Raw genomic sequence first — 26,121 nt, forward strand, 5'->3', positions numbered from 1 at the left:
GAACCGGCCGTTGCGCCGAAGATGAAGAAATGTGATGGCACCCTTGTCGCAAACATCCCAGGAAGACGACGACTACATCAAGGAAATAGCCGGCCTGAAGACCCAGTTCGATATTTTCCGGTTCCTGAAACGTGTGACGGAAGCCTATCGCAGCCGTGCCTTCCTGGTTCTCAACTTGCCGCCGATCACCTCCCTGGATATCCAGGGCAGCACCGTCATCACCAGCTGGCCGGCCGAGCTTCTGGCGCTCTACGACCAGGAGGGACTGCTGGTCAACAGCCCGGTTCTCAGGCGGCTCAGAACATCGGCGCGGCCCTTTTTCTACGACATGTCGCGCGAGAACTGGTCGCGCGACGACGGTAAGTCGATCCTCGTCGCCTCGCTGTTTGAACGTTTCAGGATGATGCGCGGCGCCTATTTCCCGACGCATGAGCCATCCGGCGTGCGCGGCGCCATCTCTTTCGCCGGCGACCGCGAGCCCTTCAGCCCGGCGGAGATGCGTGAGCTCTGCTATATCTCCATCCATGTTTATGACAGGCTCGCCGAGATCCGCAACCTCGATACACGCATCACGGATACGCTAACCGACCGGGAAATCGATTGCCTCAACTGGACGGCGGCCGGCAAGACCAGTGCGGAAATCGCCGAAATCCTCACCCTCTCCGAGCACACGGTCAATCACTATCTCAACCGTGCCACCAAGAAGCTCGATACGGTCAACCGCACCCAGGCGGTGGCCAAGGCGCTGCGGATCGGCCTGATCAAATAAGGTGCAAAAGGCATAGCGGCTGGTCGCCGGGCGCCCAGCGCGTGAGCATATGCCGGCCGCTTCCGGCCATCCTCACGCCGCGCCGGTGCCATTTGCGCCGATTTCCGTCTGGCACGCTTTCTGCATCTCTTTTGCCAGAGGCCCAGAGGGGACTTGGACCAGCGCCAGGGAAATGGCGCGGCCGCACACTGCCGTCCGACGCCGATGCCGCTTTTCCCAAGCCTTCGGTGTCGGCGGCGGTTGTTGCGTTTTGGCACCGCCTCTTGCACAGCTGCGCGCCATTTGGCCTTCCCTCGTCATTTTTCGCTGGCCTTTTTGTCGGCTTGCTCTAGTTCGCCCCGGATTGCGCCGGTTCTCGGGGAGACCGTTGCGGCCATCAGGGCGAAAGCCCGGCGGACTTGATGGCCGCAACGGATTGCCCATTCTCCCCGGGGCGCTTTTCGCAGGCCGGCAAATCGATTTTCCCGCCGATGATTTTGTTTGGCGAAGGCGTCCGTCTCCACTATCTCTACTGCATGATTTCAGTCTTGATCGGAATCGATGAAGGCTGAAATCATGCAGTAATTCAAAGTGCTACAGCGCTCTTTGTGCGTCTTATAAGACGCGCGGCGCTCTAGTCTGAGAGAAGCAGCAGTGAGGATGGAATGACCGACGTCACCAAGGAACAGGTTCTCGAAACGCTGAAGACCGTGCGTGGACCGGATCTCGAGCACGATATCGTCGAGCTCGGCATGGTTTCCGACGTCTTCATCTCCGACGGCAAGGTCTATTTCTCCATCACCGTTCCGGCCGATCGCGCCAAGGAGCTGGAGCCGATGCGGCTCGCCGCCGAGCGCGTCGTCAAGGCGATGCCTGGTGTCAAAGGCGCGCTGGTCGCACTGACCGCAGACAAGAAAGCGGCCGCCGCCGCTCCGGCGGCCCGCCCGGCGCCGAACCCGCCGCACGGACATGCCGGCCACGATCATCACGGGCATGATCACGGTAGCCACGCGCACGCCCCGCAGCAACAGCCGCCGCGGGCCGGCAAGATCGGCGTCCCCGGCATCGGCGCCATCATCGCCGTCGCCTCGGGCAAGGGTGGGGTCGGCAAGTCGACCACGGCCGTCAACCTGGCGCTCGGCCTGCTCGCCAACGGTTTGCGCGTCGGCATTCTCGACGCCGATATCTATGGTCCCTCGATGCCGCGGCTGTTGAAAATTTCAGGCCGTCCGACCCAGATCGACGGCCGCATCATCAATCCGATGGAGAATTACGGCCTCAAGGTCATGTCGATGGGCTTCCTCGTCGACGAGGAGACGGCGATGATCTGGCGCGGTCCGATGGTCCAGTCGGCACTCCTGCAGATGCTGCGCGAAGTCGCCTGGGGCGAGCTCGACGTGCTCGTCGTCGACATGCCGCCCGGCACCGGCGACGCGCAGCTGACCATGGCCCAGCAGGTGCCGCTTGCCGGCGCCGTCATCGTCTCGACGCCGCAGGACCTCGCTTTGATCGATGCCCGCAAGGGCCTCAACATGTTCCGCAAGGTCGAAGTGCCGGTGCTCGGCATCGTCGAGAATATGAGCTATTTCATCGCGCCGGATACCGGCACCCGCTATGACATCTTCGGCCATGGCGGCGCCCGCAAGGAGGCCGAGCGCATCGGTGTGCCCTTCCTCGGCGAAGTGCCGCTGACGATGAATATTCGCGAGACCTCCGACGCCGGCACGCCGCTTGTCGCCTCCGAGCCGAACGGCGTCGTTGCCGGCATCTATCGCGGCATCGCCACCAAGGTCTGGGAGCAGCTCGGTGGCCAAACCCAGCGTGCCGCCCCGTCGATCGTCTTCGAATAGGTCTGCCATCGCAAGCAGTGCGGCTGCTCCGGGCGACACTCCTAGCGTCCGAATCATGACCGCCAGTACCCCAAATTGTGGGGGAAACGTGGTGAAAAGCCGCGCTTCACGGAAGATGTCTTGATTATTTCACGGCTTTGCTGCATATGCCGCGGCGCCATGATGGCGTTTGCTGCAGATGCTCAATGACGGCCGTCCTCGTTTGGAAGATTTCGGCCCGCCTGCAAGTTCGGAGTTGTCTTGTCGATCGAAGGATTGATCGCTGCGATGCGGTGGAGCACAATGCGCATGCCGGCCTTTAAGGCCGGATGCAGCCGGAGTTGTATGACCTTTTTTGATACTCTTCCGCTGGGACCTGGGACGAGCGACCCTCGCGTTGCCGCGCTGGCGGCCGCATGGAAAGGCTGCCGGTGATCACCGCTTACTGTTCCAATTGCAGGTCGGTTGAGATCCGCGATCTGTCGCATCCCGCATCCTTCCCCGAGGATGCCGTCTGGATCGACATGATCGAGCCGAGCCGCGACGAAGAGCTTTATGTCGAGAAGGTGCTCGGCATCGAGGTTCCAACGCGTGATGATCTCAAGGATATCGAGCCCTCCGCCCGTCTCTATGTCGAAAACGACGCCGTCTTCATGACCGCCTCGCTGCTCTGGAAGGCCGATACCGACGCGCCGACGCTGACCGATGTCGCCTTCATCCTGGCCGGAAACCGGCTGGTCACCATCCGCTACGCCCATCCCAAATCCTTTGCGCTGTTCATCGCCGCCCTTCACCGGCTGCCGGAAAACTGGCGCAGCGGCGCTGCCCTTCTCGCCAAGCTGCTGGAGACGATCGTCGACCGCACCGCGGAGATCCTCGAAATCTCCGTCGCACGCCTCGACATCCTGTCGATGCATGTCTTCGGCGACCGGGCGAAGAAGACGCGCAAGCCTTCGAACTACCTCGAGGAAAAGCTGCGCGATATCGCCGGTTATCACCGGATGATCAGCAAGGTGCGTGACAGCCTCGGTTCGCTGTCCCGCCTGCTCACCTTCTTTCACACGATCCCGGCGGTCCAACAGGACCGCGAGACGAAGGAACTCTGCCGCACTCTCTCGCGCGACATCCAGTCGTTGTCGGAGCATGCCGCCTTCGTTGCAGGCAACATCACCTTCCTGCTCGACGCTTCGCTCGGTCTGATCAACATCGAGCAGAATTCTATCATCAAGATTTTCTCGATTGCCTCGGTGGTGTTCTTGCCGCCGACATTGGTCGCCTCCATCTATGGTATGAATTTTCAGGTCATGCCGGAATTGGCCTGGGCCGCGGGTTATCCTTATTCGCTGGCCCTGATGGTGATATCAGCCGTCATCCCTTTTTTCTTTTTCCGCTGGAAAGGCTGGCTCTGAGGAGCCTGTTGCAACTTCATGTCCGCAGAGAGCCATCCGAACGAATCCCAGATGACGCCGAAGAAGCTGTTCTATCTTGCGCTCGGTTCCGTCGGCGTCGTCTACGGCGATATCGGCACCAGCCCGCTCTATGCTTTTCGCGAGGCGCTGAAGCCCGTTGCCCATGACGGCGTCACCCGTTTCGAGGTCATCAGCCTGATCTCGCTGATGATCTGGGCGCTGACGATCATCGTCACCATCAAATATGTGCTGTTTCTGCTGCGCGCCGACAACGAAGGCGAGGGCGGCACGCTGTCGCTGCTTGCTCTTCTGATGAAGACCGCCAACGGCCATACCGCCATACTGATGCTGCTCGGCCTGATGGGAGCGGCCCTCTTCCTCGGCGATGCGATGATCACGCCGGCGCTGTCGGTACTCTCGGCCGTCGAGGGCCTGAAGCTCGTCACACCGAGTTTGGCGGAATATATCGTGCCGATCTCGGTGGTGATCCTGGCGCTGCTCTTCGTCGTGCAATCGCGCGGCACCGGCGCCGTCGCCAGATTCTTCGGCCCGATCACCGCCATCTGGTTCATCGTCATGGCCGCCGCCGGCATTTCCCATATCTCCGACGATTTCGGCATCCTTGCCGCCTTCAACCCCTATTATGCCGTCAGCTTCCTGCTGCATGAGGGCTTTTACGGCGTCGTCGTGCTCGGGGCGGTCTTCCTGACGGTGACGGGCGCTGAGGCGCTCTATGCCGATCTCGGCCATTTCGGCCGGCGCCCGATCCAGTGGGCCTGGTTCGCGTTGGTGTTTCCGGCGCTGACGCTGAACTATCTCGGGCAGGGCGCTCTCGTCCTCGGCAAGCCGGAGACAATGTCCGATCCCTTCTATCTGATGTTTCCGCAATGGGCGCTGCTGCCGGTCGTCATCCTGGCGACCGCCGCGACGATCATCGCCAGCCAGGCGGTCATCACCGGCGCGTTCTCGATGGTGCGCCAGGGTATCAACCTCGGCTTCCTGCCGCGCATGGAAATCCTCTTCACGTCGGAAACCAATACCGGGCAGATCTTCGTGCCGTCGGTCAATGCGGTGCTGTTCATCGGCGTCATCTTCCTCGTCCTGAGTTTCAAGACCTCGGATGCGCTGGCGACCGCCTATGGCATCTCCGTCACCGGTGCGATGGTCGTCACCTCGATCATGGCCTTCGAATTCGTTCGTGCCCGCTGGAACTGGTCGTTCCCGGTGGCGGTGATCGCGCTCGCGCCGCTGGTCGTGCTCGAACTGATCTTCCTCGGCGCCAATCTTTTGAAGATCCACGACGGCGGTTATATCCCGATCCTGATCGCCACCGCCTTTACCGTCATCATGTGGACCTGGCGCCGCGGCACCGCGATCCTGATGGAAAAGACCCGCCACACCGATATTCCGCTCCCCTCCTTCGTCAGCTCGATCGAGCGCAAGAGCGAACATTCGCCGGCCCAGGTTCCGGGCACCGCGATCTTCCTGACCAGCGACCCGGAATCGGCCCCGGCCGCCCTGCTGCACAATCTCAAGCACAACCATGTGCTCCACGACCGCAACGTCATCCTGACGATCCGCACCGTCAACAAGCCGCGCGTGCCGAGCCAGGACCGTTATAAGGTCGAGCAGATTTCCGAGCGCTTCTCCCGCGTCGAACTGCTCTTCGGCTTCATGGAATCGCAGAACGTCTCGCAGGCGCTCGCGACGCTGCGCAAGACCGGGCTGAAGTTCGACATCATGTCGACCTCCTTCTATCTCGGCCGCCGCAAGCTGGTGCCGGACGCCAAATCCGGCATGCCCTACTGGCAGGACCGGCTTTACATCGCGCTCGCCAACGCCGCCGCCAACCCCTCGGACTACTTCCGCCTGCCGGCGAACCGCGTGGTGGAACTGGGGTCGCACGTTATTATTTGATGGCTGGAAAGAAGGGCGCTTAAGACCCCGCCCCAAACCCCTCCCCACAAGGGGGAGGGGCTTAACCTGTTGCGCCCTTCACAAACATCTCGGCGTTTAGGGTAGATGCGACGGTGCCGCTCTAAGTCCCTCCCCCTTGTGGGGAGGGGTTGGGGAGGGGACTTTGCAAGGGTGCGGACACATCTCATCGCGCAATGACCAGCCACATTAGAACATGCAAAACTTCGCATGGTCACATTCCGGCACGCCCCGTTAACCCGACGTCAAGGTTAATGAGAGATTTTCGATGGAATGTTCCCGCGTTCCATGCCCGGAGTTGGTGTTGCGTCGAAAGAGCTCTCCCCGTAGCAAGCTGCGTCTTCTTCCCGAGAATTGGGTGTCGCCCGCAATCTTCGGGCTCGCCGGCTGGCTGATCTTCCCGAGCGTCGCATCTCATGCCGATCTCGCCGCCATGCTGGCCGGTCTCGATCGGGAGGGGGAGAACTGGCGCATGGTGCTGACCAATTCGCCGGCCGGCTCCATCCATCAGGCCGAACTTGCCTTTTCCGATCCCGCGGTGACGGGCTCGATCTCGTCGGGTGCCGGCATGGTGCTTCCCGATGGCCGCAAGGTCGCTTTCACCAAGGAAAAAGGCCACGAGGACACGCCCGACGAGGATCGCGTCAACCGCGGCACCAAGAAAGGCCGCGTCGTCGCCGTCGAGAAGATGCAGCCGCCGAAGGATTTTTCCGCCGGCTCGATCCTCGAGCGCACCAGGATGCTCTTCACCCCGAGTTTCGATCTCAAGGACAGATCGGCTTTCGTCAAGCCGAAGATCCAGGGCAAGGAAATCGAGATCGCCACTTCTTTCTATAAGAAGCAGCCGGTGGTAACCGATAATGGCGTGCCGGCAATGCTCGCAAGCCTCGTCACCAGCGACAAGGCCGATGTCCTGGCCACTGCCTATGGGCCGGCGGCACCCGACTATTCCCGCCAATCGCCTTTCGATTCCATTCTGACCGAGCAGGATAGCGGCCGCTTCGTCCCGCAGATCGGCCCGCGCGACCATGCCTGGGCCGCCAGCATATTGTCGCCGAGCGTCTTTTCTGCCCGCGAGCAGCAGTGCCTTGCCTCCGGCATCTATTTCGAGGCGAGGGGAGAATCGGTGAAGGGCCAGGCGGCCGTCGCCCAGGTCATCCTCAACCGCGTCCGCAACCCGTCCTATCCGAAAACCATCTGCGGCGTGGTCTACCAGAACGAGGACTGGCGCAACCGCTGCCAGTTTTCCTTCGCCTGCGACAGCATCAAGGACAGGGTGAACTCGGAATATCACTGGCGGATGGCCCGCGATGTGGCGATGGCGGTGACATCAGGCAAAATCTGGCTGCCGCAGGTGGGCTCGGCGACGCATTACCATGCCGTCTATGTCAGGCCGAAATGGGCAAAGACCATGGAAAAGGTCGGCCGCATCGGTCTTCACGTCTTCTATCGCACCTATGGCGGCGGCTGGAGCTGAGATAAATCGCTCCGGCAAGCCGATTTGCCGGGCTTAAAAGCGGATTCTTTCCATCGAATTTAAGAGATCGCCCCAGAAACGAGTTATCTCTTTGATTTGACGAAATTATTTTATGGCTGGACAGAAGCTGTCTACGCCTTGACTATACCAATCCCTAAAACTATGTTGCGCGCGACTTCAGAACGGGCCGGAAGGGTTTCAACCTTCGCGTCCGGGGTCCGAATGACCGGGGTAGCGGGAGTGCGGGCGACGGGCAGGTGAGGAGAGATCCATGGCGGATGACCGCGAGGAAAGTCTTGAGAAGCGCCGTGCGCAGCTGGGAGCGGAACTCGCGACCAAGCGCGCTGAGGCGGGAGTGGAACATGCAAGCGAGGCCCAAGCCGAGGTAAGCCGCAAAGGTTATGCCCAGGCGATGAAGCTTTCCAGCGAGTTCATTGCCGCGATCATCGTCGGTGCCGTTCTTGGCTATGTTCTCGACCGTTTTGTTGGCACGGCGCCTTGGGGGATGATTGTTCTTCTGCTTCTCGGATTCTGTGCCGGCGTTCTGAACGTGCTGCGTTCTGCGGGGGTGGTGGCCCATCCCCTTGATGACGACAAGAAATAAGGACCGGTTCCCGGTCCAGTGCAATGACCCCGCGTCCTGCGGGCCAAAGAGAGAGAACAGCGGTGTCCAACGATCCGACTCATCAGTTCCAGATCTTCAAGATTGTGCCGATCGAAATCGGCGGAATTGATTTTTCGTTCACCAACGCATCGCTCTTCATGGCAGCGTCCGCTGCCGTGGCCGTCGGCTTCCTCTATTTCGCGACCTCGAACCGCGCCATCGTGCCGGGCCGTTCGCAGTCGGTTGCGGAAATGTCCTATGAATTCATCGCCAACATGCTGAAGGAAGGCGCGGGCAAGCAGGGGATGAAGTTCTTCCCGCTGGTCTTCTCGCTCTTCATGTTCGTGCTGACGGCGAACCTGCTCGGCATGTTCCCGTATTTCTTCACGATCACCAGCCAGATCATCGTCACCTTCGCGCTGGCGATCCTCGTCATTGGCACGGTTCTCGTCTATGGTTTCTATAAGCACGGCTTCCACTTCCTGAATGTCTTCGTGCCCTCGGGCGTGCCGGGCATATTGCTGCCGCTGGTCGTCTCGATCGAAATCATTTCCTTCCTGTCCCGTCCGATTTCGCTCTCCGTTCGTCTTTTCGCCAACATGCTCGCCGGTCATATCACGCTGAAGGTGTTCGCAGGCTTCGTCGCCTCGCTTGGAGCCCTCGGTGCAGTCGGTGTCGGCGGCGCAGTTCTTCCCCTCATCATGACCGTCGCCCTGACCGGTCTCGAGTTCCTCGTCGCCTTCCTTCAGGCTTACGTCTTTGCGGTGCTGACTTGCATGTACCTCAACGACGCAATCCATCCGGGCGGGCACTAAGGATAACGACAACGACGTCTCCAGGGCGTCAGTCATTCGCCGCAACAACCATTTCAAAGGAGTTCAACATGGAAGCGGAAGCAGCAAAGTACATCGGTGCAGGCCTGGCTTGCTTTGGTATGGCCGGTACGGCTCTCGGCCTCGGCAATATTTTCGGCAGCTACCTCTCCGGCGCACTGCGCAATCCGTCTGCCGCTGACAGCCAGTTCGGCCGTCTGGTATTCGGTTTCGCCGTTACGGAAGCTCTGGGCATCTTCTCGCTGCTCGTCGCTCTCCTCCTCCTCTTCGCCGTCTGATATCGGCGAATAGATGGATCACGGCCTGCGATCGCACGCCGTGATCCTTTGCATTTGCAGTCCACCTGGAGGTGAGAATGTTTTTTGTGACCCCGGCTTACGCTGAAGAAGCACCGGCGGCAGCGACGGGTACGGATGCGCATGCCGCTCCGGCCGCAGGCGAGGTCCATACCGAGACCGGTGTTGCCGAAGGCGAACACGCCCGCGGCCCGTTCCCGCCTTTCGATTCGACGACCTACGCATCCCAGCTGCTGTGGCTGGTGATTACGTTCAGCGTCTTTTACCTCCTTATGCAAAAGGTCATCGCGCCGCGCATCGGGGCCATCCTCGATCAGCGCCACACGCGCCTCTCCCAGGATCTGGAAGAAGCCGGCCGCCTGAAGGCGGAAGCCGACGCTGCCGTCCAGACCTATGAAGGCGAACTGGCGGCTGCCCGCGCCAAGTCGAATGCGATCGGCGCTGCCGCACGCGACGCCGCCAAGCTCAAGGCCGAAGAGGATCGCCGCGCTGTCGAGGCGAGCCTGTCGGAAAAGATCAAGGCTGCTGAAGTCCGTATCGCCGACATCAAGGCGAAGGCCTTCGCCGACGTCGGCACCATTGCCGAGGAAACGGCGGCTGCCGTCGTGGAACAGCTGATCGGCGGCTCCGCTGCTCAGGCAGATGTCGCCGCCGCCGTCGCGGCCGCCAAGAAGGAGGCTTGATCGATGGAATTTCACTTTGATGCGACTTTCTTCGCCTTTGTCGGCCTCGTCCTCTTCCTGGCACTGGTCGTTTACCTGAAGGTTCCGGGCATGATGTCACGGTCGCTCGACGATCGCGCCGACCAGATCCGCAACGAATTGGCCGAAGCCAAGCGTCTGCGCGAAGAGGCTCAGCACCTGCTCGCCGAATACCAGCGCAAGCGCAAGGAAGCGGAAGCCGAAGCGGCCCACATCGTTGCCGCTGCCGAGCGTGAAGCCCAGATGCTGACCGCCGAAGCGAAGAAGAAGACGGAAGAATTCGTCGCCAACCGCACGGCGCTTTCCGAGCAGAAGATCAAGCAGGCCGAGGTCGAGGCGATGAAGGCGGTCCGTTCCGCCGCCGTCGATCTCGCAATCGCAGCCGCCGAAACGGTGCTCGCCAAGCAGGCGGACGGCAAGGTCCAGTCCGAACTCTTCGGCAATGCCATCGGCCAGGTCAAGACACGACTCAACTGAGCGGTATCGAATGGAATAGGAAAAGGCCGGGCATGTCCCGGCCTTTTGTCTTTGGTGAATACTCAATCTCCGTTCGAGGGCATGCCGCTCCCTCTCGATTCCCTCTTCTCCCCTCGGGGAGAAGGTGCCCGTAGGGGGCCGGGAATGCCGGTCTTTCCGAATAAAACCGATGAGGGCTTCGACCGTTGCGCTCTTGTATCGACTGATTCAGGGCGGTGGCGCGCGGGGTTAGCGCTGGCGTGGCGGATAGGTTTTCCGTGAGGACGTGCCGTGCGGCCCCCTCATCCGCCTGCCGGCACCTTCTCCCCGCCGGGGAGAAGAGAATATGCCGCGGCCTCTCTTTTCCACGCGCCTCTTTCGGTGCTCGTCCGGCTTCTCATTGCCTGGTTTTCTTTGGGCGACCTAATCCGAAATCAGCTCGTCCATCTGAGGACCGTCCTCGACCTTGCGCAGCGGCCGAAAACTCATCCGGTGCAGGGAGCAGGGACCGAGCTTTTCGATGCCGGCGCGGTGCTGCGCCGTGCCGTAGCCGACATGGGCGGCAAAGCCGTAATCCGGAAATACGTGATGAGCCCGCGCCATCATTCGGTCACGTGTCACCTTGGCGACGATCGAGGCGGCGGCGATCGAGACCGAGCGGGCATCGCCCTTGACCACCGCCTGTCCGGGGCAGTCAAGGCCGGGCGGCACGTCGAGCCCGTCGGTCAGCACGTAGCTTGCCGGAATGGCGAGGCTGCAGATGGCGCGGCGCATGGCGTCGAGGCTCGCCTTGCGGATATCGGTCTCGTCGATCCGCGTCGAGCTGGATGAGGCGATCGAGACGGTGGCGGTCGCCAGGATTTGCACGAACAATTCCTCGCGCCGTTGCGCCGAAAGCTGCTTGGAATCGTTCAGCCCCTCCGGGATGCGCTTCGGATCGAGGATGACGGCGGCAGCGACGACCGGCCCGGCCAGCGGCCCGCGGCCTGCCTCGTCGGCGCCGGCCACCGGCCAGTGGCCGGCCTTGCGGGCTTTGAGCTCCAGCCGGAAATCCGGCACCAAAGGAACCGCTTGGAACAGCTGGGGAGAATCGGGTGGTGTGCGAGGTTTCATGCGGCTGAACCTCGCACGCCAACCCGATTGCCCGCAAGTCCCCGATCAGGGCGGCGGTCGGGGACCGGGTCCGGCGGATGGTGGCGGTCAGGGCCATCCGCGGGAATTGCGCTCGGGCTCGAAAACAGGGCGGTTTTTCGATGGGGCCGATGCGCAAGCTTCAAGCAATTCCAGGAAAAGTGCTTTGCGGTTTTCCGTCCGGAATTGCGTAAACAGTCAAAAAGCAATTCCAGGAAAAGTGCGCCGCGGTTTTCCCCGGGCAAAGCGCAAAGCGCTTTTGCCAAGAATTGCGTAAGAACAAAGCCTAGAGCAATGACAGCTGCACGCCGCTGCCATCCGGCGGCACGAACAGGTCGTCGCGCAGCGGCATGCCGCGCCGTGTCAGGCCGAAACGTCGGGCGGCCATTTCAAAGCGCCGGGCGATCTGCCAGGCATAGGGACCAGCGCCCTTCATGCGCTTGCCGAAGTCGGCATCGTAATCCTTGCCGCCGCGCATCGAGCGCACCAGCGACATAACATGCCGGTAGCGATCGGGATAATGCTGCAGCAGCCAGTCGCGGAAGAGCGGGCTGACCTCGAGCGGCAGTCTCAGGATGACATAACTCGCCTCGGCGGCGCCGGCAGCCTTGGCCGATTCGAGGATGCGCTCCAGCTCGTGATCGTTCAGCGCCGGAATGAGCGGGGCGGCCATCACCGCCGTCTGGATACCTGCCTCCGACAGCGTGTGGATGGTCTCCAGCCGGCGCGGCGGCGTGGCGGCGCGCGGCTCCATCGTCCGGGCAAGCTTGCGGTCGAGCGTGGTGACCGAGATGCCGACGCGCACCAGGTTCTTCGCCGCCATCTCCTGCAGAATGTCGAGATCCCGCAGGATCATCGCAGACTTGGTGACGATCGATACCGGGTGGTTCGCCTTGTTCAAGACCTCGAGAATGCCGCGCATGATGCGCCATTCCTTTTCGATCGGCTGATAGGGGTCGGTATTGGTGCCGATCGCGATCGCCCGCACCTTGTAGCCCGGCTTGGCAAGCTCCCGCTCCAGCAGCTTTGCCGCATCCGGCTTGGCAAACAGCTTCGTCTCGAAATCGAGCCCCGCCGAAAGCCCCATATAGGCGTGCGTCGGCCGGGCGAAACAATAGATGCAGCCATGCTCGCAGCCGCGATAGGGGTTGATCGAGCGATCGAAGCCAATGTCAGGCGATTCGTTGCGGGTAATGGCCGTGCGCGGCTTCTCGATCTGCACGTCCGTCCTGAACGGCGGCAGCTCTTCCAGCGTCTGCCAGCCGTCATCGAAGGTCTCGCGCTGCAGCGCCTCGAACCTACCTGTCGGGTTCAATCCCGCCCCGCGCCCACGACGCCTATCGACCTCGATTCGCAGCCCGGAGGACACGATCATCGCATCGGCAATATCTGCCGTATTGGTAGGCGCAAATGCGGCCTGCCCTGCCAGGGACTGCTCTCTCATCGGATTCTCCCGCGGCAAAAGCCATCGCTTCCGCCCGTTTTGATGATTAAATTCCTATCCGCAAAACAAGAACAATGCAAGAACAAAATGCGCAAAACGCCGCTGGCAATAATTTGTGCGGCGCATTATGAATGGGCAATGTTGACGGTTGTTCTCGAATGTCAGGATCAGGAAACTGAGCTGGCCCAGACTTTATCGGTCTTGGTGGCAGGCGCGGTGGAGGGGCTCGTCAGCGATGTGGTCGTGCTCGATCACGGTTCGCGCGACGGCAGCTCACGGGTCGCCGACGCCGCCGGCTGCCGGTTTTATTCGCAGTGGGATATGAAGGACATCGTCCGCTCCGCCCGCGGCGAATGGCTGCTCTTCGTCGAGCCCGGCGCACGGCCTCAGGCCGGCTGGATCGACGAGATCGCCGAATATATGGCGCTGAACAAGCTGCCGGCGCGCTTCACCGCCTCGCGCGGCTACCGGCGCCCGTTTTTCCAGCGCCTCGGCCGCGCCGTGCCGCCGCTGGAGCTCGGTTTGCTGATGCCGAAGAGCGAGGCGCTCGCCGCCGCCAGGAGCGGCATGCGGCTGGCCGAATTCGTCAAGGAGAGGAAGCTTCGTAAACTCTCCAGCGAACTGATCCCCGCCTGGGTGGCGCGCGCCGCGCGGTAGGACACGAGAAACTGCCCCTCACCCTAACCCTCTCCCCGTAAACGGGGCGAGGGGACTTGCCCTGCGAGACGTTGGAGAGGGACGGAGAGGTTGCGGCTACTCCCCTTCGCCCCGTTTACGGGGAGAAGGTGGCGGCAGCCGGATGAGGGGCAGCCAGCAGTGATCACGCGCTCACCATCGCACAAAGATGGCGCCCAATCGGATTTTGCGCTATAATTCCGCCATGGCGCCGTCGAAGCGCCTCGCTTCGCAACGGATGGCCATGAATGCCGGTGGACGGCAGAACAGGTCGGCGACAATCTCCTCTTCTGCCGGGTTCCCGGCGGAAGGAGGTGCGTCATGGTACGCGATATGGCTTACGGCCTGCTGGCCGTCATATTGCCGACATTGGTGATCGCGCATCCGCATTCGGCAGCATCACAGACGATGCTCAGTTGCGCAGGCCGATCCGAGGTCGTCAATTTCCTGGACAAGAACTTCGCTGAAAAGCTGACAGCGGTCGGACTGGTCAACGAGAACGCCGTTCTCGAGGTCTATGCCGCCGAAAGCGGCACCTGGACGCTCGTGGTCACGGATGTTCACGGCATAAGCTGCATTCTGCTGTCGGGTGACAGCTGGGAAACGATGCCCACTCTGCCGGGGCTTGCCACATAGCCAATGCCAGCGGCAAGCAGACTATGTCTTGGCGCCGCGTTTCAGGTGTTCGTCCAGACGCGGCATGATCTCGACGAAATTGCAGGGCAGGCTGCGGTAGTCGAGCTGTGCTTTCAAAATGCCGTCCCAGGCATCCCGGCAGGCGCCGGGCGACCCCGGCAGCGCGAAGATGAAGGTGGCGTTGGCAACGCCTGCCGTGGCGCGCGACTGGATCGTCGCCGTGCCGATCTTCTCGTAGGAGATCCGGTGGAAGATGGCGGAAAAGCCGTCCATGCGTTTTTCGAACAAAGGCTCCAGCGCCTCGGGCGTCACATCGCGGCCGGTAAAGCCGGTGCCGCCAGTGGTGATGACGACGTCGATCTCATCTAGCTCGGTCCAGGCCTTCACCCGGGCGGCGATTTTCTCGCGATCATCGGGCACGATCGCCCGGTCGACCAGCCGGTGGCCCGCCTCGGTGATTCGCGCCGCCAGCGTGTCGCCTGACTTGTCCGTTTCCGGCGTGCGCGTATCCGAGACGGTGAGAACCGCAATGCCGACGGCGATGAAGGGCCGCTTGTCGTCCAGACCTGCCATCACATGCCTCCCGAAACCGTTTCCGTCGCCTGGAAATACCAGTCGGGCCGCTCGCCGTGAAGGGCTGCCGCCGCCTCTTGCGCCTCAGCCATGCTCGCAAAGATCCCGAAACAGGTGGCGCCGGAGCCGGACATGCGGGTCAAAAGCGCGCCGCGGGCCTGCAGCATCGCCGAGATGACCGCAATCTCGGGCACCAGCTGGCGCGCCGGCGGTTCCAGGTCATTGCGGGCGGCATCGATCACTGCCAGCCAGCCGGCACTCCCGGATAGACCGGGCGCCAGGCTCAGGGCCGGATTGTTCTTCGTTGTCAGCCGACGGAACACCTCGGGCGTCGACATACCCTTCAGCGGATTGGCAAGCACCATGGCAAAGGCCGGCAGATCAGCCACGGCCTCGATCTCCTCACCGATGCCGCGGGCAATCAGTGGCCGGCTTTCAAGGCACATCGGCACGTCGGCGCCGAGCTTCAGCGCCAGACTGGCAAGCGCCTCCACCGGCAGGCTCATGCCCCAGAGCCGCATCAGCCCGCGCAGCGCCGCGGCCGCATCGGCCGAGCCGCCGCCGATGCCGGAGGCAACAGGCAGGTTCTTTTGCAGGTGGATATGGACGGGGAAGGCGAGGGCGCCGAACTGCTCGCGCAGGAGATCGCGCGCCCGCAGCACCAGATTGGTGCCGCCGTCGCCGGCCAGCATCTCGCCGAAGCGACCCGACAGGGTGAAGGCGTCGGTCTGGGCAGGCAGGAAGCCCAGCCGGTCGCCGCAATCGGCAAAGGTCACCAGCATGTCGAGCAGATGATAGCCATCTGCCCGCTGGCCTGTCACATGCAAAGCGAGATTGATCTTTGCGCGCGCCTCTTCGGTGACGCCGAAAGCCTCGGCCAGGCCCGCTTCAGGCATGTTTGTCGTCCGTCAGGATTTCTTGTCGACCGGCGGCGGCGTGACCGGGGCCGGATCCGGCTGCTTCTTGTCGGCCGCCTTGGCATCGTCGCTGACGGCAGGCAGGCCATTGGCGACCTTGTCCTTGATCTTCGGGATCTCGGCGGCTTCCGGCTCGGAGGCGAGCGCCCGGTTCCACTGATAGACGGCCTCGAGCTTGCGGCCGACGCGCCAGTAGGCGTCACCGAGATGGTCGTTGATCGTCGCGTCGCCAGCCTTGATCTGGGCTGCCCGTTCCAATTCGTCGACGGCATCGTCGAAGCGGTTGAGGCGGAAATAGGCCCAGCCGAGCGAATCGATGATGTAGCCGTCGTCGGGGCGAAGGTCGACGGCCTTCTTGATCATGCCGAGACCTTCATCGAGGTTGCGGTTCATGTCGATCCAGGAATAGCCGAGATAGTTCAGTACCTGCGGCTGGTCGGGATTGAGCTCAAGGGCCTTGCGGAAATTCGGTTCCGCCTGGTCCCACTTCTTCAGCCGCTCATAGGCGATGCCGCGCTGGAAGAAGACGCTCCAGTTGGCGCGGCCGGGAATGGGGCCGATCGCGTCGACTGCCTTGTCGTAATTGGCGGCCATCGCCTCGTAGTCCTTGGCGTCGGAGAGCACGCTGCCATAGGCGAGGTAGCTGCGGATATCCTTCGGGTCGGAGGCGATCAGCGCCTGCAGGTGCTTGCGCGCCTCGTCCACCTTGCCGCCCTGGGCAAGGGCAAGGCCGAGCTGCAGCTCGGAGATGCGCCGCATCGGCGAATTCTCCGGCACCTTCTTGTAGAGAGCAATGGCGCGATCCATCTGGTTCTGCTTCTCGGCGATGCCGCCGAGCAGCACCAGCGTATCGGCGCTGTTGGGGTCGAGCGCATTGGCGGTCTGCAGGTAAAGCGAGACGATATCTTCGGCGCCGTCGCGGTTCAGCGCACCGCCAACCGAAAACAGCACGCCGGCAGCGCCTTCTTCGGCCGTCTTGACCTGCTGCTCCTGCTTCTCGTCTTTTTCGATACTGTCGCGCAGCGCGTTCAGCGGCGCGTAATTCGGCAGCAGGTTGTCGCCGACGGAAACGGCGTCGAGCGCCTTCTGCTTATTGCCTTGTGTCGCTTCGAGACGGGCTAGCGCCATCACTGCGCGCATGAAGGTATCGGGTGCGGTCGCACCTCCCTCCTTGTCGAGCACGGCGTCGTTCAGATGCTTGCGGGCGGATTTTACGTCACCGGTGGCGATGGCGATCGCGCCGGCATTGTAATTCTGGAAGATGCGGACCCAGTCCGGCCCCTTCATCTTCTCGACCATGGCGAGCGCTTCCTTGCCGCGGCCGGCGCCGACGCGGGCCCAGGCGAGCAGCAGGTCGTTCATCATCCGGTCGAGATCGTTCGGCCCGTTATATTTAAGGATGCTCTCGGCGGTCTTGTAATCATCGCGGCGCACGGCATCCATGCCGCGCACGATCGTGGTGATGCGCTCGACGGAGGGATCGCCCTTCAGGTCGTTGGCGTATTTGACGCCGTCCTTGATGTCGCCATTGAGCAGCAGCGAGATCATCAGCCGCTGGCGGATCTCGGGATTGCCGGGCTCGATCTGCAGCGCCTTCTTGTAGAGTTCGATCGCCGTCTCGTAGTCATGATCGACATCGGCCGTGCGCGCCGCAAGGAAGGCGCCGGAGAAGGTGGTAACGCTATCGGCATCGAAGCTATCGGTCTTCGCCACATCGCTCGGCTTGGCCGCATCCTCGGCATTCGCGCCGCCGACACCGCCCAGCGAAAGGACAGCGGCAAGCGCTGCGCTCGTAAGAAGACGGATGGCAATTCTCTGCCGCATTAGGAAACCTTTCTTCGACAGCGTCCCGACAATGGTGCCGGTCGCGAAACCAGTTGTGTTCACTGATTCATAACAGGATGGCTTTTTTGAAGCGGCGCCGCAAGAAATTCAGCCTGAGATCAAGGACGTTTGATCAATTGACGCGCTCGATGCAGAAGTCGATCACTTCCATCAGGGAGGATTTCCAGACCGTATCGGGCAGCGGCGCCAGTGCGTCCCGTGCGATCGTGCCGTAATGGACCGCCCGGCCGATCGTGTCGGCGAGCGTGCCGTATTTGGTGATCAGCCCGAGTGCTTTTTCGAGGTTGGCGTCGGTGCTGTTGCCGGCTTCGATCGCATCGCGCCAGAAGGCGCGCTCGTCCTCGGTGCCGCGGCGATAGGCGAGAATGACCGGCAGGGTGATCTTGCCCTCGCGGAAATCGTCGCCGACATTCTTGCCGAGATCGGCCGCCTTGCCGCCGTAATCGAGCGCATCGTCGACCAGCTGGAAGGCGAGCCCCAGATTCATGCCGTAGGATTTCAGCGCGTTGCGGCCGGATTTGCCGGCCTCGGCGACGATCGGCCCGACTTCGGCGGCGGCGGCAAACAGCGCCGCCGTCTTGGCGCGGATGACCGAGAGATAATCGTCCTCCGTCGTCTCCATGTTCTTGGCGACGGAAAGCTGCAGCACCTCGCCTTCGGCAATGATGCAGGCGGCGGAAGACAGGACGTCGAGCGCATCGAGCGAGCCGACATCGACCATCATGCGGAAGGCCTGGCCGAGCAGGAAGTCGCCGACCAGCACGCTTGCCTGGTTGCCCCAGATCATCCGCGCTGTCGATTTGCCGCGGCGCAGGTCGCTTTCGTCGACGACATCGTCATGCAGCAGCGTTGCTGTGTGCATGAACTCGACCGAGGTGGCGAGCTTGACGTGGTTTTCGCCCCGGTAGTCGAACAGCGAGGCGGCCGCCAGCGTCAGCATCGGCCGCAGCCGCTTGCCGCCGGACGAGATCAGATGGTTCGCCACTTCGGGGATCATCTGCACGTCGGAGCCGGCCTTGGACAGAATGAGCTGGTTCACCCGCTCCATATCCGCCCTGGTGAGATCGACCAATGGCTTGATGGATGCCAGTTTGTTTTTGCTTTCTTCAAGCGGTATGACCACGCCCAACGACCCGGACTCCTGTTCATTCTTTGCATCTGACAATAGAAAGGGGCGATGGACGCGGCAAGGGGTGAATTGTCGCGCAAGGCGAAATTGGAAGGAAAACGACGGCAAATGCATGAACTTATCCGCGCCAACGACGCCGTCCTGCTCTCCTTTGCCGAGAGCTTGATGAAGGATGCCGGAATTCACTGCTTCATCGCCGATCAGGGCATGAGTGTGCTGGAAGGTTCGCTCGGCATGCTGCCGCGCCGCCTGCTGGTCGATGAGGAGATGGCCGATCAGGCCCGCCGCATCCTGATCGACGCCGGCCTCGGCGACGAATTGCGCGACAGGACGTGAGGGAGGGATGACCGGGGAGCCCGCCCAAACCGTCGATGCCTTCCATCGCGGCGCCTTCCATGTGGTGCAGCCGAGCGGCAGGGGTCATCGCTCCGGCATGGATGCGATGCTGCTTGCCGCCCTTGTTGCCGACGACCGTCCGATCCGGGTCGCCGATCTCGGCGCCGGCGCCGGTGCAGCCGGCCTTGCCGTCGCCTCGCGGCTTGCCAAGGCGGAGGTGGTGCTGTTCGAGCGCTCGGCCGAAATGGCCGACTATGCCCGCCGCAGCATCCTCCTGCCCGAAAACGCCTATCTCGCGGCCCGCGTCGGCCTCGTCGAAGCCGATGTGACGCTGACCGCCAAGGCGCGCAACGATGCCGGCCTCATCGATGAGAGTTTCCACCACGTCATCATGAACCCGCCCTTCAACCATGTGGGCGATCGGCGCACGCCGGATGCGTTGAAGGCCGAAGCCCATGCGATGACCGACGGCCTGTTGGAAAGCTGGATCCGCACGGCGGGTGCGATCATGATCCCGGGCGGGCAATTGTCGCTGATCGCCAGACCCGAATCGATCGCTGAGATCGTTGCCGCCTGCGGCCGGCGCTTCGGCGGCATCGAGATCACCGCCATCCATCCGCGCACGGGTGAAAACGCCGTGCGTATCCTGGTGACTGCTATCAAGGGCTCGCGGGCGCGGCTGTCGCTGCGCGCGCCCTTGATCATGCACGAAGAGGGGAGCCACAAGTTCTCCCCTCTCGTCGATGATTTCAACAATGGCCGGGCGGCCTATGCCCGGCTTTAGGCCGGTTCAGTTTCCGCGCGATTGCTTTAGCCGGTGACGAAGTCGAAGAGCAGCTTGACGTTCAGGCCGGCAATCACGATCGCGATCAGATAGGCAATGCCGCTCAGCCAGCGCGGCGCCACGAGCTCGCCCATCTTGGCCTTGTTGGCGGTGAACATCACGAGCGGGAAGACGGCGAAGGAAAGCTGCAGGCTGAGCACCACCTGGGTGAGGATCAGCAGCTCGGCGGTGCCCTTGTCGCCATACCAGATGGTGACGATCGCAGCCGGCACGATGGCGATGGCGCGGGTGATCAACCGCCGTATCCACGGCTTCAGCCTGATCTTCAGGAAACCTTCCATGACGATCTGGCCGGCAAGCGTTGCCGTCACCGTCGAGTTGAGGCCGCAGCAGAGCAGTGCAATGCCGAACAGCGTCGGCGCGATGGCGAGCCCCAGCAGCGGCGACAGCAGCGAATAGGCGTCGCCGAGTTCGACGACATCGGTCTTCCCGTTCGCATTGAAGGCGGCAGCGGCCAGGATCAGGATCGAGGCGTTGATCAGCAGCGCGAAACAAAGCGCCACCGTCGAGTCGATCGTCGCAAAGGTCAGCGCCTCCTTCTTTTCCGGAACGGTGTGGCCATAAGCCCGCGTCTGAACGATGCCGGAGTGAAGGTAGAGATTGTGCGGCATGACGGTCGCGCCGAGAATGCCGAGCGCCAGATAAAGCATCTCCGGATTGGTGACGATCTCCGTCGTCGGGAAGAAGCCGGTGACGACGGCGCCCCATTGCGGGTCGGCCAGCAGGATCTGCACACCGAAGCAGACCGCGATGACGCCGAGCAGGGCGATGATGAAGGCCTCCACCCAGCGGAAACCCAGCTTCTGAAGGAAGAGAATGACGAAGACGTCGAGCGCGGTAATCAGCACGCCGAGTTCGAGCGGGATGCCCATCAAGAGGTTGAGGCCGATCGCCGTGCCGATCACCTCGGCGATATCGGTGGCGATGATGGCGATCTCGGCAAAGGCCCAGAGCGGCACCGAGACATATCTGGGGAAGGCGTCGCGGCAGGCCTGCGCCAGGTCGCGGCCGGAGGCGATCGCCAGACGCGCGCAGAGCGATTGCAGCACGATCGCCATCAGGTTGGAAAGCAGCGCGACGGTGAGCAGCGCATAGCCGAATTTTGAACCGCCGGCGAGCGACGTCGCCCAGTTGCCGGGATCCATATAACCGACCGCGACCATATAGCCCGGCCCGGCGAAAGCCGCCGCCCGCCGCCATCTGGAGCTGTGACGCCCGGTTCCGACGGTACGGTAGACATCCGATAGTGACGCCTCGCCGCGTTCGTGCCGCCAGCCGCGGTTTGCATTCGGATTCAGGGCGTCCATGCGATTTCCACCTATTAGTCGTGAGTGGCACTATGACGAATTAGAATGATAATGCAAGTCATTCGCAACAAGAAAATCAATCCGGTGTTTTCAGGCCCCAATGTTTTCAGGCCCAATGTTTTCGAGAACGCGGCCATTGCGTTTGTCGTTCCAGCGCATACATGGATGCCGATCGTCATTGACGCGATCGTGCGACCCGTAAGCGAAGGATAAGAGATGGCCGGATTCTGGAGAAAGCTGCTGCCGAAACGGTTCCGCAAGAACGGCATCACCATCCCGGTCGTCAGATTGCAGGGGCCGATCGTCAGCGGCGGCGGCCCGTTTCGGCCGGCCCTCAATCTCGCCAACGTCGCTCCGGTTCTGGAAAAGGCCTTTGCCATGAAGGACGCGCCGGCGGTTGCCATAACAATCAATTCGCCGGGCGGTTCGCCCGTCCAGTCCCGCCTGATCTTCACCCGCATTCGCGAACTCGCCCGCGAGAAGCAGAAGAAGGTCCTGGTCTTCGTCGAGGATGTCGCCGCCTCAGGCGGCTACATGATCGCGCTCGCCGGCGATGAGATCATTGCCGACTCGACCTCGATCGTCGGCTCGATCGGCGTCGTCTCCGGCGGTTTCGGCTTTCCCGAACTTTTGAAGAAGATCGGCGTCGAGCGCCGTGTCTATACCGCCGGCGAAAACAAGGTGATCCTCGATCCGTTCCAGCCGGAAAAGGAAAAGGACATCGAATATCTGAAGAGCCTGCAGCTTGAAATCCACCAGGTCTTCATCTCGATGGTGCGCGAGCGCCGCGCCGGTAAGCTGAGGGACGATGCGGCGGTCTTCTCAGGCCTGTTCTGGAGCGGCACCCGCGGCCTCGAACTCGGCCTCGTCGACGGCCTCGGCGACATGCGCCAGGAATTGAAGCGGCGCTACGGCCAGAAGACTAAGCTGGAACTCGTCGCCGCCGGCCGCGGTCTGTTTGGCCGCCGTGTTCCCGGCGTGTCGCCGGTTTCGCTCGAAAGTGCGGCATCCGGCCTCGCGACAGGGCTTGTCGAAGCGGCGGAAGAAAGAGCATTGTGGGGCCGCTTCGGGCTTTGAGGGGAGCGAAAGAGGGAAATGGCGCAGCTTATCACCATCCTGGTCCTGGTGTTCTCAGCCTGGTGGCTCTACCGCCGCTTCGTCTCCGACGCCCGCAAGCTCGCGGAAAAATCGCGCCGCGCCGAAAGGGAACGCCAGACCGGTGCGATCGGCACGCTGGTCAAGGATCCGGTCACCGGGGAATATCGGCTGAAGCGGGATGAGGAATAGGGCGTCGCTAGCTGCCCCTCATCCGCCTGCCGGCACCTTCTCCCCGCATGCGGGGCGAAAGGGACAAGCCGCGAGCTCTCCGTCCCCACCGACCTCTCTCGGGGCAGGCGACAGGGTAGCGTCTCTCGACATGCCCCCGCAAAACCCTTGACCCCCGCCGCCCTCCATGGCACCTGTCGCGCCGATAATCCCCATGCAATCGGTGCCGTGTCATGTCAGCTATCCCAGACCATATGAACCCGAAGCGCTCCTTCCAGGCGCTGATCCTGACCCTGCATAGCTACTGGGCGGACAAGGGTTGCGCGGTGCTGCAGCCTTACGACATGGAAGTCGGCGCCGGCACCTTTCACCCGGCCACGACGCTGCGTGCGCTCGGCCCCAAGCCGTGGAAGGCTGCCTATGTTCAGCCGTCGCGGCGCCCGTCCGATGGACGCTACGGCGAAAACCCGAACCGCCTGCAGCATTACTACCAGTACCAGGTGATCCTGAAGCCGAACCCGCCCAATCTGCAGGAGCTCTATCTCGGCTCGCTGGCGGCAATCGGTCTCGATCCGCTGCTGCACGACATCCGTTTCGTCGAGGACGATTGGGAAAGCCCGACGCTCGGCGCCTGGGGCCTTGGCTGGGAATGCTGGTGCGACGGCATGGAAGTCTCGCAGTTCACCTATTTCCAGCAGGTCTGCGGCATCGAATGCGCGCCCGTTGCCGGCGAGCTGACCTATGGTCTCGAACGCCTCGCCATGTATGTCCAGGGCGTCGACAATGTCTACGATCTGAACTTCAACGGCCGCGAAGGCGACGAGAAGATCAGCTACGGCGACGTCTTCCTGCAGGCCGAGCAGGAATATTCCCGTCACAATTTCGAATTCGCCAATACCGAAATGCTGCATCGCCACTTCGTCGATGCCGAGAAGGAATGTCGGGCGCTGCTCGATGCCGGCGCGCCTGACGACAACGCCAACCAGCGCCTGCACAAATGCGTCTTCCCGGCCTATGACCAGTGCATCAAGGCCAGCCACGTCTTCAACCTGCTCGACGCCCGCGGCGTCATCTCCGTCACCGAACGCCAGAGCTATATCCTGCGCGTGCGCACGCTGGCCAAGGCCTGCGGCGAAGCCTTCCTGCTGACCGACGCCGGCGGCGTCAATTTGGGCAAAGAGGCGGCGTGACGCAAAAGCCTGCCAGCCGTATCGTCCATATCAACGGCTGGCCAGGCACCGGGAAGCTGACCGTCGGCCGTTTGCTGGCGAAAAGGCTCGGCGTCCGGCTTATCGACAATCACATGCTGCTCAATCCGGCAGAGGCTCTTTTCGCCCGCAGCAACCCTCTGCATGCATCGCTGCGAGGGCAAATTAGGCGGGTGGTTTTCGACCATGCCGTGCGCACCGATCCGGCTGAAAGCTTCGTCTTCACCGATGCTCTTTCGGATGACGAGGATGATAGTGCGATGTTCTCCTGGTATCTCGATCTGGCTGCCGCCAGGGGCGCGGATCTGGTTGCGGTTCTCCTCGATTGCGCGCCGGAGGAGAATGCCAGGCGCCTTATCTCCCCCGGCCGGTCCGAGGCGCTCAAGCTGACGGATACGGCGAGGCTTCAACAGCTTCGGGCAAACTATAAACTGTTGCGCGGACTGGCTGAACACACCGTCGAAATTGATACGACGGACTTTTCGCCGGAGCAGACGACGGCCCGAATTCTCGCGCATATCGGTGTTTGACGGCAGCTGGGAATCCTGCGTAGTCTTCGCACCAAGATTACTTCGTTGCAGGGGGATTCGCGATGTATATTGCGCTTGGCGTCATCGTTTTGGTCGCACTCTATGTCGTCTTCATCTACAACGGCCTTGTTCGCTCCCGGCAGATGGCGGAGGAAGCCTGGTCGGGCATCGATGTGCAACTGAAGCGCCGCGCCGACCTGATCCCGAACCTGATCGAGACAGTCAAGGGCTATGCCGCCCATGAAAAGTCGACACTCGAAGAGGTGGTTGCGCTTCGCAACAAGGCGCAGGCGGTGCCATCGGGCGATGTTGCGGGCAGGGCGCAGGCGGAGGGGCTGCTCGGTCAGGCCCTCGGTCGGGTCATCGCGCTCGCCGAAGCCTATCCCGATCTCAAGGCCAACCAGAATTTCGCCGAGCTGCAGGCTTCGCTCGAAACCATGGAAGGCGAGCTGCAGATGGCGCGGCGTTATTACAATGGGGCGGCGCGCGATCTGAACGTCAAGGTCGAAAGCTTCCCCTCCAATCTCGTCGCCGGCCAGTTCGGTTTTGCCAAGCGGGAATACTTTGAAATCACCAACGAGGCCGATCGCGCCGTACCGTCGGTTAAGTTCTGACCTTTGTCTTTGCACAAAAGCTGGTATGAGCAGTGCGACATGGCCGTTTGCGGCGGCTGCAATGGACAGAAGAGACAAGCGAAATGAGTAAAGGCAAGCTCACCATCATCCCGCCGGGCAAGCCGCTTTCGGGCCGGGCCATGCCGCCGGGCTCAAAGTCGATCACCAACCGCGCGCTGCTGCTCGCCGGCCTTGCCAAAGGCACGAGCCGGCTGACCGGCGCTTTGAAGAGCGACGACACGAAATATATGGCCGATGCTCTCAGGGCGATGGGTGTGCAGATCGACGAGCCCGATGACACGACTTTCGTGGTGACAGGCAGCGGTAAGCTTCTTCCGCCGAAAGTCCCGCTCTTTCTCGGCAATGCCGGCACGGCGACGCGCTTTCTGACGGCTGCGGTGGCCTCGGTCGAAGGCACGGTTGTCGTGGATGGAGACGAGCACATGCGCAAGCGGCCGATCGGCCCGCTGGTCGCAGCACTCAAGTCACTTGGATTGGATGCTGAGGCGCCGACCGGCTGCCCGCCGGTGACCGTGCACGGCAATGGGCACTTTGCTTCGGGCCGCGTCGAGATCGATGCCGGTCTCTCCAGCCAGTATGTTTCGGCCCTTCTGATGGCTGCTCCGCTTGCCAAGCAGGGCGCCAATGCGCCTGTGACCGTTGCGCTTGCCGGCGCCGAGATCGGCGCCCGCGGTTATGTCGATCTCACCCTTGCCGCCATGGAGACCTTCGGCGCCGAGGTGAAACAGCTCGATGCCGCGACCTGGCGTGTCAAGCCGACCGGCTACACCGCAGCCGACTTCGTCATCGAGCCGGATGCGTCTGCCGCGACCTATCTCTGGGCGGCCGAAGTGCTGACCGGCGGCAAGATCGACCTTGGTGTGCCGAACGACGCCTTCACTCAGCCGGATGCCAAGGCCTATGAGACGATCGCCCAATTCCCGCATCTGCCAGGCGAAATCGACGGCTCGCAGATGCAGGACGCCATTCCGACCATCGCCGTGCTCGCCGCCTTCAACGAAACGCCGGTTCGCTTCGTCGGAATCGCCAACCTGCGCGTCAAAGAATGCGATCGCATCCGGGCGCTTTCCACCGGGCTCAACAATATCCGCGAAGGCCTGGCCGTCGAGGAGGGTGACGATCTGATCGTCCATTCCGATCCTGATCTCGCCGGCCAACATTTGCCGGCCGAGATCGACAGTTTCGCCGATCATCGCATCGCGATGAGCTTCGCGCTCGCCGGCCTGAAGATCGACGGCATCACCATTCTCGATCCCGATTGCGTCGGCAAGACCTTCCCCGCCTATTGGCGGACGCTCGCCGCCCTCGGCGTGACATATCAAGACAAGGGTTGAGGAGAAGCAGCCGAGGCTGCCGG

General features: G+C 62.3%; 28 protein-coding genes. 21 read left to right on the forward strand and 7 right to left on the reverse strand.

The features are described 5' to 3' along the window. The first annotated feature begins 34 nt into the window (after positions 1-34). From CO657_RS02615 to CO657_RS02665, 11 genes are all read left to right on the forward strand, one after another. Entirely contained in the window at positions 35-769 is a 735-nt protein-coding gene (locus CO657_RS02615) for a LuxR family transcriptional regulator (protein WP_003588256.1), read from the forward strand. A 401-nt stretch (positions 770-1,170) separates the two neighbouring features. Next, positions 1,171-1,320, forward strand: a complete 150-nt coding sequence (locus tag CO657_RS36585) for a hypothetical protein (RefSeq protein WP_156339774.1) — start codon at positions 1,171-1,173, stop codon at positions 1,318-1,320. 93 nt (positions 1,321-1,413) lie between these two features. Then, on the forward strand, positions 1,414-2,598 hold the full coding sequence (locus CO657_RS02620; RefSeq protein ID WP_054181426.1) for an Mrp/NBP35 family ATP-binding protein: 1,185 nt from the start codon (positions 1,414-1,416) through the stop codon (positions 2,596-2,598). A 410-nt stretch (positions 2,599-3,008) separates the two neighbouring features. Further along, on the forward strand, positions 3,009-3,986 hold the full coding sequence (locus CO657_RS02630; RefSeq protein ID WP_054181908.1) for a magnesium transporter CorA family protein: 978 nt from the start codon (positions 3,009-3,011) through the stop codon (positions 3,984-3,986). Positions 3,987-4,004: 18 nt separating this feature from the next. Continuing rightward, positions 4,005-5,903: a potassium transporter Kup gene (locus CO657_RS02635; protein ID WP_003588247.1), complete on the forward strand. Its 1,899-nt coding sequence runs from the start codon at positions 4,005-4,007 to the stop codon at positions 5,901-5,903. A 286-nt stretch (positions 5,904-6,189) separates the two neighbouring features. Beyond that, positions 6,190-7,398 (forward strand): cell wall hydrolase, encoded by a 1,209-nt coding sequence (locus CO657_RS02640; protein WP_054181427.1) that lies wholly within the window; start codon positions 6,190-6,192, stop codon positions 7,396-7,398. 271 nt (positions 7,399-7,669) lie between these two features. Continuing rightward, complete coding sequence (locus CO657_RS02645) at positions 7,670-8,002, forward strand: AtpZ/AtpI family protein (RefSeq protein ID WP_003588244.1); 333 nt, start codon at positions 7,670-7,672, stop codon at positions 8,000-8,002. A 62-nt stretch (positions 8,003-8,064) separates the two neighbouring features. Further along, positions 8,065-8,817 carry a F0F1 ATP synthase subunit A gene (locus CO657_RS02650; RefSeq protein ID WP_003584570.1) on the forward strand — a complete coding sequence of 251 codons (753 nt, stop codon included), beginning with the start codon at positions 8,065-8,067 and terminating at the stop codon, positions 8,815-8,817. Between the two features lie 68 nt (positions 8,818-8,885). Next, positions 8,886-9,113 carry a F0F1 ATP synthase subunit C gene (locus CO657_RS02655; protein ID WP_003545854.1) on the forward strand — a complete coding sequence of 76 codons (228 nt, stop codon included), beginning with the start codon at positions 8,886-8,888 and terminating at the stop codon, positions 9,111-9,113. Positions 9,114-9,190: 77 nt separating this feature from the next. Next, on the forward strand, positions 9,191-9,814 hold the full coding sequence (locus CO657_RS02660; RefSeq protein WP_003588238.1) for a F0F1 ATP synthase subunit B: 624 nt from the start codon (positions 9,191-9,193) through the stop codon (positions 9,812-9,814). A 3-nt stretch (positions 9,815-9,817) separates the two neighbouring features. Continuing rightward, positions 9,818-10,309 (forward strand): F0F1 ATP synthase subunit B, encoded by a 492-nt coding sequence (locus CO657_RS02665; protein ID WP_054181428.1) that lies wholly within the window; start codon positions 9,818-9,820, stop codon positions 10,307-10,309. Between the two features lie 402 nt (positions 10,310-10,711). On the opposite strand, the gene CO657_RS02670 is transcribed toward CO657_RS02665, so the two are convergent. Next, the gene (locus CO657_RS02670) at positions 10,712-11,401 is read right to left on the reverse strand and encodes a ribonuclease HII (RefSeq protein ID WP_054181429.1); all 690 of its coding nucleotides are present in this window, start codon (positions 11,399-11,401) and stop codon (positions 10,712-10,714) included. A 304-nt stretch (positions 11,402-11,705) separates the two neighbouring features. Further along, entirely contained in the window at positions 11,706-12,863 is a 1,158-nt protein-coding gene (locus CO657_RS02675; protein ID WP_054181430.1) for a PA0069 family radical SAM protein, read from the reverse strand. 138 nt (positions 12,864-13,001) lie between these two features. Here CO657_RS02675 and CO657_RS02680 point away from each other — a divergent pair, with 138 nt between their 5' ends. Both CO657_RS02680 and CO657_RS02685 read left to right on the forward strand, forming a co-directional pair. Beyond that, positions 13,002-13,520: a glycosyltransferase family protein gene (locus tag CO657_RS02680; RefSeq protein ID WP_054181909.1), complete on the forward strand. Its 519-nt coding sequence runs from the start codon at positions 13,002-13,004 to the stop codon at positions 13,518-13,520. A 339-nt stretch (positions 13,521-13,859) separates the two neighbouring features. Then, positions 13,860-14,174: a hypothetical protein gene (locus tag CO657_RS02685; RefSeq protein ID WP_054181431.1), complete on the forward strand. Its 315-nt coding sequence runs from the start codon at positions 13,860-13,862 to the stop codon at positions 14,172-14,174. Between the two features lie 21 nt (positions 14,175-14,195). Here CO657_RS02685 and moaB read toward each other — a convergent pair whose 3' ends face one another. From moaB to CO657_RS02705, 4 genes are all read right to left on the reverse strand, one after another. Beyond that, positions 14,196-14,747 (reverse strand): molybdenum cofactor biosynthesis protein B, encoded by a 552-nt coding sequence (moaB, locus tag CO657_RS02690; protein ID WP_054181432.1) that lies wholly within the window; start codon positions 14,745-14,747, stop codon positions 14,196-14,198. Next, the gene (locus CO657_RS02695) at positions 14,747-15,643 is read right to left on the reverse strand and encodes a 4-(cytidine 5'-diphospho)-2-C-methyl-D-erythritol kinase (protein WP_054181433.1); all 897 of its coding nucleotides are present in this window, start codon (positions 15,641-15,643) and stop codon (positions 14,747-14,749) included. The genes moaB and CO657_RS02695 overlap by 1 nt, the downstream gene beginning before the upstream one ends. Positions 15,644-15,655: 12 nt before the next feature. Then, complete coding sequence (locus CO657_RS02700) at positions 15,656-17,488, reverse strand: tetratricopeptide repeat protein (protein ID WP_003588229.1); 1,833 nt, start codon at positions 17,486-17,488, stop codon at positions 15,656-15,658. A gap of 133 nt (positions 17,489-17,621) precedes the next feature. Further along, positions 17,622-18,638: a polyprenyl synthetase family protein gene (locus CO657_RS02705; RefSeq protein ID WP_054181434.1), complete on the reverse strand. Its 1,017-nt coding sequence runs from the start codon at positions 18,636-18,638 to the stop codon at positions 17,622-17,624. A 108-nt stretch (positions 18,639-18,746) separates the two neighbouring features. Between CO657_RS02705 and CO657_RS02710 the strand changes: the two genes are divergently transcribed. Next, a complete protein-coding gene (locus CO657_RS02710) occupies positions 18,747-18,974 on the forward strand; it encodes a putative signal transducing protein (protein WP_012556751.1) in 228 nt (75 codons plus the stop codon). A gap of 7 nt (positions 18,975-18,981) precedes the next feature. Further along, positions 18,982-19,758: a tRNA1(Val) (adenine(37)-N6)-methyltransferase gene (locus CO657_RS02715; protein ID WP_054181435.1), complete on the forward strand. Its 777-nt coding sequence runs from the start codon at positions 18,982-18,984 to the stop codon at positions 19,756-19,758. A gap of 26 nt (positions 19,759-19,784) precedes the next feature. On the opposite strand, the gene CO657_RS02720 is transcribed toward CO657_RS02715, so the two are convergent. Then, on the reverse strand, positions 19,785-21,125 hold the full coding sequence (locus CO657_RS02720) for an Nramp family divalent metal transporter (protein WP_054181436.1): 1,341 nt from the start codon (positions 21,123-21,125) through the stop codon (positions 19,785-19,787). 216 nt (positions 21,126-21,341) lie between these two features. On the opposite strand from CO657_RS02720, the gene CO657_RS02725 reads away from it, so the two are divergent. From CO657_RS02725 to aroA, 6 genes are all read left to right on the forward strand, one after another. Then, entirely contained in the window at positions 21,342-22,202 is an 861-nt protein-coding gene (locus tag CO657_RS02725) for a S49 family peptidase (RefSeq protein WP_054181437.1), read from the forward strand. Between the two features lie 18 nt (positions 22,203-22,220). Continuing rightward, the gene (locus CO657_RS02730) at positions 22,221-22,412 is read left to right on the forward strand and encodes a hypothetical protein (RefSeq protein ID WP_003588221.1); all 192 of its coding nucleotides are present in this window, start codon (positions 22,221-22,223) and stop codon (positions 22,410-22,412) included. Between the two features lie 212 nt (positions 22,413-22,624). Beyond that, positions 22,625-23,581, forward strand: coding sequence for a glycine--tRNA ligase subunit alpha (locus CO657_RS02735; protein ID WP_003588215.1), 957 nt, complete (start codon positions 22,625-22,627; stop codon positions 23,579-23,581). Then, positions 23,578-24,129 carry an AAA family ATPase gene (locus tag CO657_RS02740; protein ID WP_054181438.1) on the forward strand — a complete coding sequence of 184 codons (552 nt, stop codon included), beginning with the start codon at positions 23,578-23,580 and terminating at the stop codon, positions 24,127-24,129. Before CO657_RS02735 ends, CO657_RS02740 begins: the two co-directional genes overlap by 4 nt. A 62-nt stretch (positions 24,130-24,191) precedes the next feature. Next, positions 24,192-24,743 (forward strand): LemA family protein, encoded by a 552-nt coding sequence (locus CO657_RS02745; protein WP_054181439.1) that lies wholly within the window; start codon positions 24,192-24,194, stop codon positions 24,741-24,743. An 83-nt stretch (positions 24,744-24,826) separates the two neighbouring features. After that, on the forward strand, positions 24,827-26,098 hold the full coding sequence (aroA, locus tag CO657_RS02750; RefSeq protein ID WP_054181440.1) for a 3-phosphoshikimate 1-carboxyvinyltransferase: 1,272 nt from the start codon (positions 24,827-24,829) through the stop codon (positions 26,096-26,098). Positions 26,099-26,121 lie beyond the last annotated feature (23 nt).

The sequence above is a fragment of the Rhizobium acidisoli genome, assembly GCF_002531755.2.
In the GTDB taxonomy this organism is placed as follows: Bacteria; Pseudomonadota; Alphaproteobacteria; order Rhizobiales; family Rhizobiaceae; genus Rhizobium; species Rhizobium acidisoli.

Bases quoted from the DNA above. Each gene is read 5' to 3' on its own strand.
- CO657_RS02645 (WP_003588244.1), top strand. From the start codon at position 7,670: ATGGCGGATGACCGCGAGGAAAGTCTTGAGAAGCGCCGTGCGCAGCTG.
- CO657_RS02700 (WP_003588229.1), bottom strand. From the start codon at position 17,488: ATGCGGCAGAGAATTGCCATCCGTCTTCTTACGAGCGCAGCGCTTGCC.
- CO657_RS02710 (WP_012556751.1), top strand. From the start codon at position 18,747: ATGCATGAACTTATCCGCGCCAACGACGCCGTCCTGCTCTCCTTTGCC.
- CO657_RS02685 (WP_054181431.1), top strand. From the start codon at position 13,860: ATGGTACGCGATATGGCTTACGGCCTGCTGGCCGTCATATTGCCGACA.
- moaB (WP_054181432.1), bottom strand. From the start codon at position 14,747: ATGGCAGGTCTGGACGACAAGCGGCCCTTCATCGCCGTCGGCATTGCG.
- aroA (WP_054181440.1), top strand. From the start codon at position 24,827: ATGAGTAAAGGCAAGCTCACCATCATCCCGCCGGGCAAGCCGCTTTCG.
- CO657_RS02655 (WP_003545854.1), top strand. From the start codon at position 8,886: ATGGAAGCGGAAGCAGCAAAGTACATCGGTGCAGGCCTGGCTTGCTTT.
- CO657_RS36585 (WP_156339774.1), top strand. From the start codon at position 1,171: ATGGCCGCAACGGATTGCCCATTCTCCCCGGGGCGCTTTTCGCAGGCC.
- CO657_RS02640 (WP_054181427.1), top strand. From the start codon at position 6,190: ATGGAATGTTCCCGCGTTCCATGCCCGGAGTTGGTGTTGCGTCGAAAG.
- CO657_RS02635 (WP_003588247.1), top strand. From the start codon at position 4,005: ATGTCCGCAGAGAGCCATCCGAACGAATCCCAGATGACGCCGAAGAAG.
- CO657_RS02665 (WP_054181428.1), top strand. From the start codon at position 9,818: ATGGAATTTCACTTTGATGCGACTTTCTTCGCCTTTGTCGGCCTCGTC.
- CO657_RS02730 (WP_003588221.1), top strand. From the start codon at position 22,221: ATGGCGCAGCTTATCACCATCCTGGTCCTGGTGTTCTCAGCCTGGTGG.
- CO657_RS02735 (WP_003588215.1), top strand. From the start codon at position 22,625: ATGTCAGCTATCCCAGACCATATGAACCCGAAGCGCTCCTTCCAGGCG.
- CO657_RS02695 (WP_054181433.1), bottom strand. From the start codon at position 15,643: ATGCCTGAAGCGGGCCTGGCCGAGGCTTTCGGCGTCACCGAAGAGGCG.
- CO657_RS02615 (WP_003588256.1), top strand. From the start codon at position 35: ATGGCACCCTTGTCGCAAACATCCCAGGAAGACGACGACTACATCAAG.
- CO657_RS02720 (WP_054181436.1), bottom strand. From the start codon at position 21,125: ATGGACGCCCTGAATCCGAATGCAAACCGCGGCTGGCGGCACGAACGC.
- CO657_RS02660 (WP_003588238.1), top strand. From the start codon at position 9,191: ATGTTTTTTGTGACCCCGGCTTACGCTGAAGAAGCACCGGCGGCAGCG.
- CO657_RS02675 (WP_054181430.1), bottom strand. From the start codon at position 12,863: ATGAGAGAGCAGTCCCTGGCAGGGCAGGCCGCATTTGCGCCTACCAAT.
- CO657_RS02620 (WP_054181426.1), top strand. From the start codon at position 1,414: ATGACCGACGTCACCAAGGAACAGGTTCTCGAAACGCTGAAGACCGTG.
- CO657_RS02715 (WP_054181435.1), top strand. From the start codon at position 18,982: ATGACCGGGGAGCCCGCCCAAACCGTCGATGCCTTCCATCGCGGCGCC.
- CO657_RS02745 (WP_054181439.1), top strand. From the start codon at position 24,192: ATGTATATTGCGCTTGGCGTCATCGTTTTGGTCGCACTCTATGTCGTC.
- CO657_RS02670 (WP_054181429.1), bottom strand. From the start codon at position 11,401: ATGAAACCTCGCACACCACCCGATTCTCCCCAGCTGTTCCAAGCGGTT.
- CO657_RS02680 (WP_054181909.1), top strand. From the start codon at position 13,002: ATGTTGACGGTTGTTCTCGAATGTCAGGATCAGGAAACTGAGCTGGCC.
- CO657_RS02725 (WP_054181437.1), top strand. From the start codon at position 21,342: ATGGCCGGATTCTGGAGAAAGCTGCTGCCGAAACGGTTCCGCAAGAAC.